This is a genomic window from Streptomyces sp. WAC06614, assembly GCF_003949795.1.
Classification (GTDB): Bacteria; Actinomycetota; Actinomycetes; order Streptomycetales; family Streptomycetaceae; genus Streptomyces.
The window spans coordinates 21586-35959 of sequence record NZ_RPRY01000002.1; the positions used below are offsets into that span (position 1 = coordinate 21586).

Genomic DNA, 14374 nt, shown 5'->3' on the forward strand with positions numbered 1-14374 from the left:
GGGCGTTCCCACGCCGGCCTGAGGGCGTTCCCACGCCGGCCTGACGGCCTGCCGGCGCCCCGTCGGGCGGCCCGTCGGCGGCCCGGGCGGGACGCCGTAGGCTCGCTCCTCGGACGTGCACGCCCCGCCCGTGGCGGCGGGGACCCGCAACGGAGGAGTGACCCCATGACGATCGCCCGCCCGGGCCGCCCGCAGGACCTGCCCGCCCCGGACGTGCTCTGGGCGCGCTGGGGCCTGGTCGCCGTGCTGGAGGCCACGGTGGCCGCGGAGGAGCGCGGCGGCCACCGCACCGGCCACTGGATCGACGGGCACGGCCTCCGGCTCGACGACTGCGGCTGCACCTGGTGGACGCTGTCCCGGCTGGGCGAGGGGCGGTTCGTCCTCTACGGCGAGGACGAGTCGAGCGGCGTCAAGTGGCACGAGCCGGCCGTCGACATGCTGGCGACCGGGCCGGACTGGCTGCCGTACGAGCGCCTGCGCGAGCTCCTGGAGGGCTACGAGCTGGGCTGCGTCTACTGGTACGAGAACGGTGCCTGGGCCCGCGCCCCGTACCCCGAGGACCTGTCCGACGACGGGCTGGACTGTGGCATGAGCCGGTTCGTGGACCGCGCGGACGCGCTGCGGAACCTCGCGTACGGCGATCAGGAGTGGGGCCGCCCGGCCGTTCCCGCCGAGGAACTGCTGACGGCGGCCGAGGAGCGCCGGCTCACCCCGGAGCTGCTGCGGGCGGCCGTCGGGGACTCCCCGGCCGCGGCCCGTGAGCTGCCCGCGATGCTGCGGACGCTGGAGCGGACGGGGCTGGGGTGAAAAGCCCGTGGGGGGTACGAGGAAGACCTCGTACCCCCCACGGGGATCACAGGGTGAGTGACGGGACTCGAACCCGCGGCCACCTGGACCACAACCAGGTGCTCTACCAGCTGAGCTACACCCACCACGACGGGCGGCGGACCGCCCGTTCGATGTGCACGCACAGCATAGCGGATCAGCGGGACCGTTCCGGCACGGGAGGTCCGGGAGGCCGCCGCCGCCCTACCGGGCGGCGGCGTGGGCCACGGCGGCGGTGGCCAGCGCCCGCAGGACCGGGTGCGGCCGGGTCCCGTCGCCGTACAGCTCGGGCTGGAAGAGCGTGGCCAGGAAGAAGGGGTGCTCCGTCAGCTCCACGATCCGCACCTGCCCGTCCTCGTCGTGCCCGGACAGCACCAGGCCGTGCTCCACGAGCACCGGAAGGTGCCGCTCGACCGGGCCGTACTGGCAGTGGTAGCGCTCGGTGGACCGCTCGGCCCCGAGCACCGCCTCGGCGAGCGATCCGGGGCGGGCGTGGACCACGCCCTCGTGCCCGACGAGCGAACAGGCGAGCGGGGCGATCAGCGGATCCTCGGCCTCCGGGTCGTTCTCGGCGTGGCCGGCACCGGTCATCCCGCAGACGGTGCGGGCGTACTCCAGCAGCGTGTGCTGGAAACCGCCGCAGGTCCCGAGGAACGGGATGCCGTGCTCCCGCGCCGTCCGCACGGCGGCGACGGCCCCGGCCTCGCTGGCGTACGGGCTGCCGGGCAGCACCCAGACGGCGTCGAACCCGTCGAGCGGGACGGTGGCGGCGTCGGGCGTCGGGATCCAGTACGCGTCGAGGACGAGCCCGTCGCGCTCGGCGAGCGCGTCGAGGAGGCCCGGGATCCGGGTGTGGGAGGCGACATGGGGCGAGCGGTCGCCGACGAGGGCGATCTTGGCGACGTGGCCGTGTGCAGGGGTCATGCGGATCATGGTGCGGGCGGGGAGGTCTTCAGTGCCAACGATTGTTCTGCGTGGGTCGATAAGCGTTGCTGATGGCAGGTGTTCCTGAGGGCAGCCGGCGGGCTGCCATCCTGCGGGGATGGACCCGCACCTCCTCCGTACCTTCGTCGCCGTGGCCCGCCTGGGCTCGTTCTCCGGCGCCGCGCGCGACCTCGGCTACACCCAGTCCGCCGTCTCCCAGCACATCGCCGCCCTGGAGGGCGACCTGCGCACCGAGTTGCTCACGCGCCGCCCGGTCGCCCCGACCGCGGCCGGGGCCCGGCTGCTGGAGCACGCCGGTCCGCTGCTGCTGCGGCTCGACGCGGCCCGGGCCGACGTGGCCCGGCTGGCCGCCGCGCCGCCGGGGCGGGTCATCCTCGCCGCGTCGCCCCTCGCCGTCGGGCCCCGGCTGCTCGCCGCGCTGCCCGCGGCCGGGGTGACGCTGCGGATCACGGCCCGGGGGGACGTACCGGCAGCCGTCGCGACCGGGGCGTGCGACCTCGGGCTCGTCGACGGGCTCGCCGCGCCCAGCGACCCCCTGCGGCTGCCGGACGTGGCCCCGCTCACGGTCACCGGCGTCGGTGAGGAGGAGCTCGCGGTGCTCCTGCCCGCCGGCCACCCGCTCGCAGGCCGGCCGGGCCTGCGCCTGGCCGACCTCGCCGACGCCCGCTGGCTCGACGCCCCCGACGCCGGCATCCCCCTGGCGGCCGTCCGCGCGGCGCTGGGCACGCCCGGCTGCGCGCCGTCGCTGCGCTACGACGGCACCGACCTGCACACCCTGTGCGCCCTCAGCGCGGCCGGGCACGGCCTGACGCTCCTGCCGCGCCGGGTGGCGGCCCGCCTGGCGCCGGAGGCGGCCGCGGTCCCCGTGGCGGCCCCGCGCCTGGTCCACCGCACCGAGCTGCTCACCCCGGGTGCCCCGACGGGCCTGGCGGCGACGCTGGCGGAGCGGTTGACCGGCGGGGGATGAGATCGCCGGCCCGGGTGGATCGCCGGGCCGGGTGGATCGCCGGCCCGGGTCGATCGCCGGCCGGGGGCGGGCAACCGAATTCCCGCGACCGGTGGTCTGGAGGTCGAGGGGGTGTGAGATGCAGACGCAGAAGCAGGAGGACGAGGCGGAGTTCCAGGCGTTCGTCAGGGCGCGGTGGCCGCATCTGGTGCGCACCGCGTACCTGCTGACGGGCGATCCGCACGATGCGGAGGACCTCGCCCAGACGGCACTGGCCAAGGCGTACCGGTCGTGGCGGCGGGTCTGCCGCACCGACAATCCGGAGGCGTACGTCCGCCGGATGCTGGTGAGCTGCAACAGCGACCGGTTCCGTAAACGCCGCGTCGCCGAACGGCTCACCGCGGCCCCGCCCGAGACCCTGGCGCCGGACCCGGCCGCGGCCTGGGCGGACGAGCGCACCGCGCTCATGGCCGCGTTGGCCACGTTACCGGCCCGGCAGCGGGCCGTGGTGGTCCTCCGGTACTGGGAGGACCTCTCCGAGGCGGAGGTGGCGGAGGCCCTGGGATGCTCCCCGGGGACCGTGAAGAGCCAGGCCTCCAAGGCCCTGGCCAAGCTGAGGGCCTGCCCCGGGCTGGACCAGATCGTCGAAGGACCCGTGCGCGTGGGCGGAGCGGCCCCCGTGCGCGGAGCGCGCGGCATGCAAGGAGCGACATCATGATCGAGCAGGAGCAGGATTCCGCCCTGGAGGCCCGGCTGCGCGAGCTGCTGGCCGACGACGCGGGGGAGGTCCGGCCGGGGCAGGCCCCCGTGGCCGACATCGTCCGCCGGGGGCAGCACGAGCGCCGGCGCCATCTGGCGGCGACGGCCGTGGCCCTGGTGGTGCTCTGTGGGCTCGCCGGCATACCGGCGGTCGCCCTGACGGTCACGGTGGACGGTGACAAGGACCCCGGTCCGGCGCGCTACCTGGCGATGGCCTCGGCCACGCCGTCGGCCGATCCGGGCGAAAGGCAGTCGCCGCTGCCCGGACGCCCGTCCTCGCCGGACCTGCTGGCCGACGGGGCCACGTACGAGCAGGCGGCGTCGTGGCTGGACGACTGCCTGCGGCACAAGAACGAGTACGGCATTCTGAGCGAGGTGCTGCCCCGGCTTCAGCCGTCGCAGCTGCGCATCCTGATGGCCCATGGGGCGACTCGTGAGGACAAGGTGCCGGGCGGCGCCTACTGGATCACGGCGGTCGGGGACGACGCCTCGCAGGCGGTCCTCATGTGCCGGATACAGGAGGGCCGGGTGACCGAGGTGCTCGGGGGCCAGGGCCCGCAGCGCGGGCCGGGCAGCCCCCTGGTGCAGCGGGACCCGAAGGCCCTCAACCTGTGGCAGCGGACGCTGCCCCAGGTCAGGACCGGCAAGCCGGTCTACCGGTGGGCCGACTTCGGGACGGTGGATCCCAAGGTCACCAAGGTCGAGGTGCGTTACGGCGGGCATACCGTCCAGGCCGCGGTGGAGCGGGGACGGTATGCGGCCGTGGGCATGTCCGACGGCCCGGAGACCGCCCCCCCGCAGCTCCGGGGGTACGACGCCCGGGGCGCCCTGGTCTACGACTCCGCGTCCGCGCCCGGACCCACCTCCGACATCGACCCGTCCATACCGGGGGACGGCTCCTGACTCGTGGCGGTCCGGGGGTACAGGGGTCTCCCGGGCCGCTGCGACCTACGGACCGTCGGCGGGGCCGGTCACGGGGCCGAGGGCCCGCCGGGGCCCGGGCGGCCGGTCAGGGTCCCAGCACCACCACGGACCGGGCCGGGACGTGGACGCGGCCTTCGGGGTCGGGGTGGTCGACCGGCTCCCAGGCGGCGAGCACCCGCACGCCGTTGCGGCCCAGCGCGACGGTGTGCGGTTCGGCGGACAGGTTGGCCACCACCCGCACGTCCCCGCGCCGGAAGGTCACCCAGCGGCGCTCCTCGTCGTAGGCGACCCGCACGGCGGCGAGGTCGGGGTCGCGCAGGTCCGGTTGGGTGCGGCGGAGCCGGACCAGGGTGCGGTACCAGTCGAGGAGCCGGGCGTGCGTGGGCTTGTCCGGCTCGGACCAGTCCAGGCAGGAGCGCTCCCGGGTGGCCGGGTCCTGCGGGTCGGGGACGTCCTCGGCGCGCCAGCCGTGCGCGGCGAACTCGCGGCGGCGGCCGGCCCGGACCGCCGCGGCGAGCTCGGGGTCGGGGTGGTCGGTGAAGTACTGCCAGGGCGTGGAGGCACCCCATTCCTCGCCCATGAACAACAGGGGCACGAACGGCCCGGTCAGCACCAGCGCGGCGGCGCAGGCCAGCAGGCCGGGGGGAAGGGAGGAGGACAGCCGGTCGCCCTGCGCCCGGTTGCCGATCTGGTCATGGGTCTGGCTGTAGCCGAGGAAGCGGTGGGCGGGGGTGCGCCGGCGGTCGACGGGGCGGCCGTGGGTGCGGCCGCGGAAGGAGGACCAGGTGCCGTCGTGGAAGAAGGCCCGGGTCATGGTCTTGGTCAGGGCGGCCAGCGGGGCCCGGGCGAAGTCGGCGTAGTAGCCCTGGGACTCGCCGGTCAGGGCGCAGTGCAGGGCGTGGTGGAAGTCGTCGTTCCACTGGGCGTGCAGGCCGAGTCCGCCGGCGGCGCGCGGGGTGGTGGTCCGCGGGTCGCACCGGTCGGACTCGGCGATCACGAACATCGGCCGTCCCGCCTCGGCCGCCAGCTCGTCCACCGCGGCCGCCAGCTCCTCCAGGAAGGTCAGGGCCCGGCCGTCGGCCAGGGCGTGCACGGCGTCCAGCCGCAGTCCGTCGATGCGGTAGTCGCGCAGCCAGGCCAGGGCGCTGCCCAGGAGGTAGGCACGGACCTCGTCGGAGCCGGGGGCGTCCAGGTTGACCGCGGCTCCCCACGGGGTGCGGTGGGTGTCGGTGAAGTACGGTCCGAACGCGGGGAGGTGGTTGCCGGAGGGGCCCAGGTGGTTGTGGACCACGTCCAGGACCACGCCCAGGCCGTGCCCGTGGGCGGCCTCGACGAAGCGGGCGAGCCCGGCCGGGCCGCCGTACGGTTCGTGGACCGCCCAGGGGGCCACGCCGTCGTAGCCCCAGCCGTGCCGGCCGGGGAACGGGCAGACGGGCATCAGCTCCACGTGCGTGATGCCGAGGGAGACCAGGTGCGGCAGCAGCGCGGCGGCCGCGTCGAAGGTGCCCTCGGGGGTGAAGGTGCCGATGTGCAGCTCGTACAGGACGGCGTCCTGCAACGGGATGCGCGGGACCGGTTGCTGCCGCTCCGGCGGCACCAGCGCCTCGACGTCCACCACGGCCGACAGCCCCTCGGGGCCGTCCGGGAGGCGCCGCCCGCGCGGGTCGGGGCGGACGAGCGGGTCGTCGTCGAGCAGGAAGCCGTAGCGGTCCCCGTCGGCGGCGGGGGCCGAGACGACCCACCAGCCGTCGCGTTCCGCGTCGCGCACCATCCGGTGCGTGTGGTCGCGCAGTCGCAGCGCGACCTGTTGTGCCTGTGGTGCCCACACCTCGAACTGCACGGACGTTCCCCTCGTGACAAGCGGTGCCCAGCGGACCTGGCGTGGCCCATCATTCCTGTCCCGGCGGGGGAGTTCTGGACAGTTCGGGCAGGTCGGCCCGACAATCACCCTGTGACGTCCAGTTTCGAGTTCCCCGTACACCCCGCTCCGCGGCTGACCGACGCCGAGCGGGACCGGGCGCTCGGCCTGCTCAGGGAGGGCGCCGCCCAGGGACGCCTGTCGCACGACACGTTCCTGCGCCGGATGGAACTGGCCCTGGCCGCCCGGCGTTCCGAGGACCTGGCCGTCCTCACCGCCGACCTGGTCTCCGCCGAAAGCGCCTGGTCCCGGAGGCTGTTCGGCTGGGTGGGCCGGGTCTCCGCCGTCACGGTCGGCGTCCGCCGCGCCTGGAACGCCGAGCGGCTGCCCAAGCTGCTGCTGCCCCAGCCCAGTGTCGAGCCGCTGCGGATCGGGCGCGACCCGGGCAACGGGCTGCGGCTGACCCATGAGACCGTCTCACGGGCCCACGCCGAACTGAGCCTGCGGGACGGGCTGTGGGTGCTGAAGGACCTCGGTTCCACCAACGGCACCACGGTCAACGGCCGCCGGGTCACCGGCTCCGCCGTGGTGCGGGACGGGGACCAGGTGGGCTTCGGCCGGGTCGTCTTCCGGCTGTCCGCCCGCTGACGCCGTAGCCGGGGCCGGGGCCGTGGCCGGAGGTGCGGCCGGGGGTGGTCGTGGGCGTCATCGGGTGAGGGCGGCCAGGCGGGCCCAGGTGGCCAGGACCGTGCGGGACTGGTGCTCCACCTGGGTGGCCACCGGCACCCACCGGGCCTGGAACCGGTCGGCGAAGGCCGCGCACCACAGCGTCACCAGCCGTTCCAGTTCCGGCGCCGACCCGTGGCCGGCCGAGCGCAGCACCCGCAGGAGCATCGCCGCGGCCCGCAGCGGCAGCCGCCGGCCGAAGGCGTCGATGCTTCCCACGTACGCGGCGGTCGCCTCCGCCGGAACCTCGCCGCCGGCCCAGGCCTGCTCGATCCGCGGGATCAACTCCAGCGTCCAGTCCACCGCCCGCAGCAGCGGCGCCGCCAGCGCCTCGTCGTCGGCCGGCAGCCCCGGCCGGGCCGCGGCGAGCACCCGGGCCACCTGCCCGGCCTCCTCGCCGAGCCGGTGGGCGAAGGCCGCCAGCGCGCCGCGGGGGTCGGGGTGCGGTGCCGGGTCGTCCACCAGGTCGCTGGCCCACATCGGGGCCTCCACGATGGCGGTGGTCCCGTCGTAGCGGTGGGCGTGGTACCAGGTGCTCAGCCGGGTGTCGTCGGGGTGGAAGACCCCGGTGGCCTCGCTGCCCGCGTGCGGCATCACGAAGATCCCGGGCCCGGGCGAGGGCCAGCCCGCCGCGTCCGAGGCGCCCGTCTCCACCGGGATCCGCAGCTCCGCCGCCGACTTGCCGAACGGCTCGGCCAGTCCCGGGACGTCCCGGGTGAGCTGCACCCAGCTCCCGCCGAGGTCCGTGCCGTGCAGGGAGACCTGGAGCCGCGGGCGCAGCTCGTCGATGAGGGCGGTCAGCGCCAGCGTCTCGGGCGGCAGCCGGTCCGGGGGCAGTAACGACGGCGCCCACTCCGGCTGCTCCGGGCCGGGCGGCCGGAAGAAATGCCGGTGGTAGTCGAGCAGCGAGTACGGGCGGGGCGTGCGGTGCAGGGCGGCGCCGTCCGGATCGGCGCACAGCAGCAGGTGCCAGCCGCACCCGTCCCGCAGCGCCGGCTCCTGGATGACCCGGCGGGCGAGGGACAGGGCGGTGGCGCCGCCGACCGGCTCGTTGGCGTGGGCCCCGGCGACGACCAGGACGTTCCGGCCGCCGGAGGAGTCCGCCCCGGCCGACAGCAACCACAGGGGCCGCCCGCCCCGGGAGGTCCCGGCCCGGCGGAGCCGGACCAGCCCGGGATGTTCGTCGGCCAGGGCGCGCCCGGCCAGGGCGAGTTCATGCGGAGTGGGGTAGCGCATGTCACGGAAGAGGGTCACGGTGATGCTTTGCCCGCCGTACGGGCCTCGTACTGCTGCGGTCCACGACCTCGTCCCCTGACGCACCCCCGAACATCCGCCCGGGCGGCGGGACCTTGCGGCCCCCGGCCCGGTCAGCCCCCGTCGGACGGGCGGCGCAGCAGGACCGTCACCGGAGCGGTGCGCAGCAGCTCGGCCACGGTGACCTCGCCCCGGTGGCGGACGTCGGCCGGGCCCAGGAGGGGCGACCAGTCGCCCGGGGGCAGGGGCAGCGTCGTGGTCCGCCAGCCGCCCGCCACCGCCAGCCGGTACGACAGCCGGGTCGCCACCACCACCAGCCCCGGGCCCGCCGCGCCGCCCGGGCCCGCCGCGTCGTCCGGGCCGCCCGGGCCCGCCGCGCCGCCCGGGCCCGCCGCGCCGCCCGGGCCATCAGCGCCGCCCGGGCCGGCCGCGCCGCCTGCCCCGCGGGCGTATGCCACCAGGTGGTCCGCCGCCGGGCCCTTCGCGGTCAGTGGCGCATAGCCGGTGAACAGCTCCGGACGGTCCCGCCGCAGCCGCAGCACCGCCGCGGTCAGCGTCCGCTTCTCCTCCGCCGGCCCGCCCGGACCGGTCGGACCGCCCGGACCGGTCGGCCCGGTGGGCGCGTCCGGCGCCTGCGCGGGGAAGCGGAACGGGCGCCGGTTGTCGGGGTCGACCAGGGTCCGGCAGTCCGTCTCGCAGCCCTGGTACACCTCCGGGACGCCCGGCATCGTCAGGTGCAGCAGGGCCAGGCCCAGCATGGTGACCCGGGCCGCCTCCGCCAGGTGCGCCGGCAGCTCGGCCGCGGCCGGGACATGGGCGCCGACCTGTTCCTCGTAGGCCTCGTCCGGCGCGGTCCAGCTCGTGTGCAGCCCGGCCTCGCGGACCGCCTTCAACAGCGCCTCGGCAAGCCGCGGTTCGCGGTCCGGGGCTTCACCCAGCCCCAGCGCGGTCTGCCGGGCGACCCAGGCGAGCTGCGGGTCGGCGCCCGCCGGCCGGCCCATCGCCGCCGGGTCCTGCGACAGCGCCGCGATCCGGGCCCGGACGTCGGCGCTGCGCTTGGTGTCGTGCGTGGACAGCACCGTGCCGGTGGCCGGCCAGTCCCGTTCGATCCGCTCGCAGTAGGCGTGGAACTCCGCCACCGACACCGCCGGCCGGCCCGGATCGCCGCCGACCTCGGTGGCCGACAGCAGCGGCGCGTACCGGTAGAAGGCCCGGTCCTCCAGGGACTTGGCGCGTAGCGCCGCCGAGGTCTGCGCGAAGCGCGCCGCGAACGCCGCGTCCTGCCGCAGCAGGACCCGTACGGCGTCCAGTGCGGCGGCCGGCACCCGGGCCCCGGCCCGGGCGAGGGTCTGCGCGGACGGGCCGGGGCCGCCCGGATAGGGCCGGTACACCGGATAGGCGATCAATAACTCGGCCACCGCGTCCTGGAGTTCGGCCCCGGCCAGTCGGCCGAGTGCCGCCAGCTCGGCCGCCAGGTCGACCGTGAGCACCGTGCGGGCGCAGTCGGCGGCCGTGGCCTCCCAGTCCGCCGAGCCGGTGAACTCCTGGTACTCCCGCGCCAGTTCCGCCGCGCCCTCCGGGTCGGTGAACACCCCGTCCAGCCGCCGCAGGGCGTCGTAGCCGGTCGTCCCCGCCACCGACGCCGCCCAGGAGGCCGGCAGGCGTTCCTCGTCGGCCAGGATCTTCTCCACCACCACCCAGCAGTCGTCCCCGACCTCCGTCCGCAGCCGCCGCAGGTACTCCTCCGGGTCGGCCAGCCCGTCCACATGGTCGATCCGCAGCCCCTCGGCCACCCCGTCCCGGACCAGCTCCAGCACCTTCGCGTGCGTCGCCGCGAACACCTCCGGATCCTCCACCCGGACCCCGATCAGCTCCGCGATGGTGAAGAAACGCCGGTAGTTGAGCGACGTCCGGGCCTCCCGCCAGCACGCCGGGCGGTACCACTGCCGGGCCAGCAGCTCCGGCAGCGGAAGCCCGGCCGTCCCCTCCCGCAGCGGGAACTCCCGGTCCCCGCACACCAGTACGCCGTCCCGCACGCGCGGGGCACACTCCTCCAGCGGCCCGGGCAGCACGGGCAGCAGCACCTGGCCCCCGCCCGCCGGCCAGTCGATGTCGAACCAGCGCGCGTACGGCGAGCCCGGCCCGGTGCGCAGCAGCTCCCACAGCGGCCTGTTGAGCCGCAGCGGCGAGGGCACGGCCATGTGGTTGGGCACGATGTCCAGCACCAGGCCCAGCCCGTGCCGCCGGGCCGTGCCGGCCAGCGCCCGTAGCCCGGCCTCACCGCCGAGTTCCTCCCGGACCCGGGTGTGGTCGGTCACGTCGTACCCGTGCGCCGACCCCGGCACCGCCTCCAGCACGGGCGACAGGTGCAGATGGGTGACGCCGAGCCCGGCGAGGTAGGGGACGGCCGCACCGGCCGCGGCGAACGGGAACTCCGGACGCAGCTGCAGCCGGTAGGTGGCGGCGGGCCGGCGGGGGCGCGCGGGGGTGCTCGAATGCTGCGGGGTCATGAGAACGTACGTACCCAGCCTGGCGATTTCCGTGCCATTGCCCAGTGCATCCGGGTGACTGCACCGGGTTAGCGTTCAGCAAGTGGTCTCCACCGTCGACACCTATCGCAGAGTCATCGCCCTCACCGGGCCCCTTCTCCCCGTCTTCTCCTTCCTCGCCCGACTCCCGGTCGCCATGTGCCAGTTCGGGAGCGTGCTGCTGATCGCCGGGACCAGCGGCTCCCTCGCCACCGCCGGCATCGTCGGGGGCGCCCTGTCCGCCGGACAGGTGATCTGCGGCCCGCTGCTCGGGCGGCTCGCCGACCGGTACGGACAGCGGCCCGTCGTGCTGTCCGCGGCCGCCGTCAACGCCCTCGCCACCGCGGGCCTGGTCTCCGCCGCCCTGGCCGGCCTCGGCACCCTCCCGCTCGCCCTGATCGGCGCCGTCACCGGCGCGTCCGTACCGCTGATCGGGCCGCTGGCCCGGACCCGTTCGGTGGCCCTCGCCCACCGCGCCGGCGCCGACGAGGGCGTCGTCGGGGCCGTGCACTCCCTCGAAGGCACCCTGGACGAGGTCTCGTTCGTCATCGGCCCGGCGCTGGTCGGGCTCGCCGCCCTGCTCTCCCGGCCCGCCGTCGCCCTCGCCGGCGCGGCGGCCCTCGTGGCCGTCTTCGCCACCGCCTTCGCGCTGCACCCGACCGCAGCCGTCACGGCCGGCCGGCGCGCCGCGGGGGACCGGGACGGCCGGCGCGGCCGGCACCCCGGCGTCGTGCACGCCGTGCGCGGCTCCCTCGCCCTCCAGGGCGCGATGTTCGGCGGCTGCCAGGCCGGGATCGCCGCGCTGACCGACCGGCTGGGCGCCCCGGGGCAGGCCGGCCTCGTCTACGCCGCCATGGGCGTGGTCAGCGCGGCCGTGGGTCTCGCGCTGGGGGCGCTGCCCGCCCGGTTCGGGCTGCGGCTGCGCTGGCGGGTGGCCACCGCGGCCGCGCTGGTGCTGTCCGTACCGCTGCTGTTCGCCGGCAGCCTGGGGGCCCTGTACGCGGTGGTGACCGTCCTCGGCGCCGCCTACGCACCCCACCTGATCACCGCGTTCGCCCTGACCGAGCGGGCGGTGGCACCGCAGCGGCTCGCCGAGGCCATGGCCTTCGCCGCCAGCGCCCTGGTCGGCGGGCAGGCCGTGGGGCTGGCCGTCTCCGGGCGGCTCGCCGAGGCGTACGGGCCCGCGGGGGCCTTCGCGGTCGCGGTGGGCTCGGCCGCAGCCTGTCTGCTCCTGGCACTGGCCGCCCGGGTGCCGGCGTCCCGTGCGCACGCCCCGCTCCCGGCGGGGCCCGGCACCTCCGCCACGGAGGTGCCGGGGCAGGTCGCCTACGCCGGCCGCTGAAGCACGACCAGGCTCCGGCCCGTCAACGCCACGCGGTCCCCGGCCGCGTACTGCGGCCCGGTACCCGGTGGCAGGACCTCGGCCCGGGCCGTGTCCACCACCAGCCGCCAGCGGTCGCCGTGCCCGGCCGGGAGGGTGAACTCCTGGGGATCGGCACTGGCGTTGAACATCAGCAGGAACGAGTCGTCGGTGATCCGTTCCCCGCGTGTGCCCGGCTCGGAGATCGCCTCGCCGTTGAGGAACACCGTCAGGGCCCGGGCGTTCTGCGACTGCCAGTCCCGGGCCCGCATCTCCTCGCCGTGCGGGGTGAACCAGGCGATGTCCGACAGCTCGTCGTGCGTGCCCTCCACCGGCCGTCCGTGGAAGAACCGGCGGCGCCGGAACACCGGGTGGTTGCGCCGCAGCCACACCATCTGCCGGGTGAACTCCAGCAGCGGGGGCGCCGACTTGCCGGGCTCCGGCCACTGCACCCACGACAGGGCGTTGTCCTGGCAGTAGGCGTTGTTGTTGCCGCCCTGGGTGCGGGCGAACTCGTCGCCGTGGCTGATCATCGGCACCCCTTGGGACAGCATCAGGGTGGCGACGAAGTTGCGCATCTGACGGGCCCGCAGCTCCAGCACCTCGGGGTCCTCGGTGGGCCCTTCCACCCCGCAGTTCCAGGACCGGTTGTACGTCTCCCCGTCCCGGTTGCCCTCCCGGTTGGCCTCGTTGTGCTTGTCGTTGTACGCGACCAGGTCGTGCAGGGTGAAACCGTCGTGGCAGGTGTGGAAGTTGATGGAGGCCAGCGGCCGGCGCCCGTCGTCCTGGTAGAGGTCGGAGGAACCGGTGAGCCGCCCCGCGAACTCCGCCAGCGTGCGCGGCTGGCCGCGCCACAGGTCCCGTACGGTGTCGCGGTACTTGCCGTTCCATTCGGTCCACAGCGGAGGGAAGTTGCCCACCTGGTAGCCGCCCTCGCCCAGGTCCCACGGCTCGGCGATCAGCTTCACCTGGCTGACCACCGGATCCTGCTGCACCAGGTCGAAGAACGACGACAGCCGGTCCACCTCGTGGAACTGGCGCGCCAGGGTGGCCGCGAGGTCGAAGCGGAACCCGTCCACATGCATCTCGGTGACCCAGTACCGCAGCGAGTCCATGATGAGCTGCAGGACGTGCGGGGACCGCATCAGCAGCGAGTTCCCGGTGCCGGTGGTGTCCGTGTAGTAGCGGGGGTCGTCGGCCAGCCGGTAGTACGAGGCGTTGTCCAGACCCCGGAAGGACAGGGTCGGGCCCAGGTGGTTGCCCTCCGCGGTGTGGTTGTAGACCACGTCGAGGATCACCTCGATACCGGCCTCGTGCAGTGCCCGTACCGCCGACTTGAACTCCAGCACCTGCTGGCCCCGGTCGCCCGAGGCGTACCCGTTGTGCGGGGCGAAGAACCCGATGGTGTTGTAGCCCCAGTAGTTGCTCAGCCCGTCGTCGACCAGCCGGTGGTCGTGCACGAACTGGTGCACGGGCATCAGCTCCAGCGCGGTCACGCCGAGCTTGACCAGGTGCCCGATCACCGCGGGATGGGCGAGGGCCGCGTAGGTGCCGCGCAGCTCCTCGGGGAGGTCCGGGTGCCGCATCGTGAGGCCCTTGACGTGGGCCTCGTAGAGCACCGTGTGGTGGTACTCCGTACGCGGCGGGCGGTCGTTGGCCCAGTCGAAGTACGGGTTCACCACGACCGAACTCATCGTGTGCGGGGCCGAGTCCAGGTCGTTGCGGGAGTCGGGGCGGCCGAAGTGGTAGCCGTAGACCTCCTCGCCCCAGGAGACGGCCCCGCTGATCGCCCGGGCGTAGGGATCCAGCAGGAGTTTGGCGGCGTTGCACCGCCGGCCGCGTTCGGGCTCGTACGGGCCGTGGACCCGGAAGCCGTAGCGTTGCCCCGGCATCACGCCGGGGAGGTAGGCGTGCCGGACGAAGGCGTCGGTCTCCCGCAGTTCGACGGCGGTCTCCGAGCCGTCGTCGTGCAGGAGGCACAACTCGATCCGTCGGGCGGCCTCCGAGTAGACCGCGAAATTGGTTCCTGCGCCGTCGTACGTGGCGCCGAGGGGGTACGACTGTCCGGGCCAGACCTGCATAGCTGAGACTCTTCCACTCCTGCCTGATCCGACATCGTGCGTCCGAGCACAGATCTTCCCCGAAAGAGGGGCTCCGCGTGGGGACTTGGGTTGGTCCTGCCGGGTGACCGCGCGGACGGACCTTCAGGCTGTCGGACTGTCGGTGCATCGGATAATGGGTCAACCGCC

Annotated in this window: 11 protein-coding genes and 1 tRNA gene; 6 read left to right on the plus strand and 6 right to left on the minus strand. The window is 75.2% G+C overall.

What is annotated here, in order from left to right:
* The first annotated feature begins 165 nt into the window (after positions 1-165).
* Positions 166-807: a hypothetical protein gene (locus EF918_RS00495; protein WP_125638717.1), complete on the plus strand. Its 642-nt coding sequence runs from the start codon at positions 166-168 to the stop codon at positions 805-807.
* Positions 808-859: 52 nt separating this feature from the next.
* Here the strand turns inward: EF918_RS00495 and EF918_RS00500 are convergent.
* Together EF918_RS00500 and EF918_RS00505 are read right to left on the minus strand one after the other, a co-directional pair.
* Positions 860-932 (minus strand) — tRNA-His (locus EF918_RS00500).
* Positions 933-1029: 97 nt separating this feature from the next.
* On the minus strand, positions 1030-1749 hold the full coding sequence (locus EF918_RS00505; protein ID WP_125638720.1) for a gamma-glutamyl-gamma-aminobutyrate hydrolase family protein: 720 nt from the start codon (positions 1747-1749) through the stop codon (positions 1030-1032).
* Between the two features lie 118 nt (positions 1750-1867).
* Between EF918_RS00505 and EF918_RS00510 the strand changes: the two genes are divergently transcribed.
* The 3 genes from EF918_RS00510 to EF918_RS00520 all read left to right on the plus strand — a co-directional run bounded on the left by EF918_RS00510 (position 1868) and on the right by EF918_RS00520 (position 4378).
* The gene (locus tag EF918_RS00510; protein ID WP_125638723.1) at positions 1868-2737 is read left to right on the plus strand and encodes a LysR family transcriptional regulator; all 870 of its coding nucleotides are present in this window, start codon (positions 1868-1870) and stop codon (positions 2735-2737) included.
* A 118-nt stretch (positions 2738-2855) separates the two neighbouring features.
* Positions 2856-3434 (plus strand): SigE family RNA polymerase sigma factor, encoded by a 579-nt coding sequence (locus EF918_RS00515; RefSeq protein ID WP_125638726.1) that lies wholly within the window; start codon positions 2856-2858, stop codon positions 3432-3434.
* The gene (locus tag EF918_RS00520) at positions 3431-4378 is read left to right on the plus strand and encodes a hypothetical protein (RefSeq protein WP_125638729.1); all 948 of its coding nucleotides are present in this window, start codon (positions 3431-3433) and stop codon (positions 4376-4378) included. Before EF918_RS00515 ends, EF918_RS00520 begins: the two co-directional genes overlap by 4 nt.
* 106 nt (positions 4379-4484) lie before the next feature.
* Here EF918_RS00520 and treZ read toward each other — a convergent pair whose 3' ends face one another.
* Positions 4485-6239 (minus strand): malto-oligosyltrehalose trehalohydrolase, encoded by a 1755-nt coding sequence (gene treZ / locus EF918_RS00525; protein WP_125638732.1) that lies wholly within the window; start codon positions 6237-6239, stop codon positions 4485-4487.
* 111 nt (positions 6240-6350) lie between these two features.
* Here treZ and EF918_RS00530 point away from each other — a divergent pair, with 111 nt between their 5' ends.
* The gene (locus tag EF918_RS00530) at positions 6351-6905 is read left to right on the plus strand and encodes a DUF1707 and FHA domain-containing protein (RefSeq protein ID WP_125638735.1); all 555 of its coding nucleotides are present in this window, start codon (positions 6351-6353) and stop codon (positions 6903-6905) included.
* A 57-nt stretch (positions 6906-6962) separates the two neighbouring features.
* Here the strand turns inward: EF918_RS00530 and EF918_RS00535 are convergent, their stop codons facing one another.
* Both EF918_RS00535 and treY read right to left on the minus strand, forming a co-directional pair.
* Positions 6963-8237, minus strand: a complete 1275-nt coding sequence (locus tag EF918_RS00535) for a M14 family zinc carboxypeptidase (RefSeq protein ID WP_125638738.1) — start codon at positions 8235-8237, stop codon at positions 6963-6965.
* A gap of 113 nt (positions 8238-8350) precedes the next feature.
* Positions 8351-10747, minus strand: a complete 2397-nt coding sequence (gene treY / locus EF918_RS00540; protein ID WP_125638741.1) for a malto-oligosyltrehalose synthase — start codon at positions 10745-10747, stop codon at positions 8351-8353.
* 82 nt (positions 10748-10829) lie between these two features.
* Here treY and EF918_RS00545 point away from each other — a divergent pair, with 82 nt between their 5' ends.
* Positions 10830-12107 carry an MFS transporter gene (locus EF918_RS00545; protein ID WP_125638744.1) on the plus strand — a complete coding sequence of 426 codons (1278 nt, stop codon included), beginning with the start codon at positions 10830-10832 and terminating at the stop codon, positions 12105-12107.
* On the opposite strand, the gene glgX is transcribed toward EF918_RS00545, so the two are convergent.
* Positions 12092-14206 carry a glycogen debranching protein GlgX gene (gene glgX / locus EF918_RS00550; protein ID WP_125638747.1) on the minus strand — a complete coding sequence of 705 codons (2115 nt, stop codon included), beginning with the start codon at positions 14204-14206 and terminating at the stop codon, positions 12092-12094. The genes EF918_RS00545 and glgX overlap by 16 nt on opposite strands.
* Positions 14207-14374 lie beyond the last annotated feature (168 nt).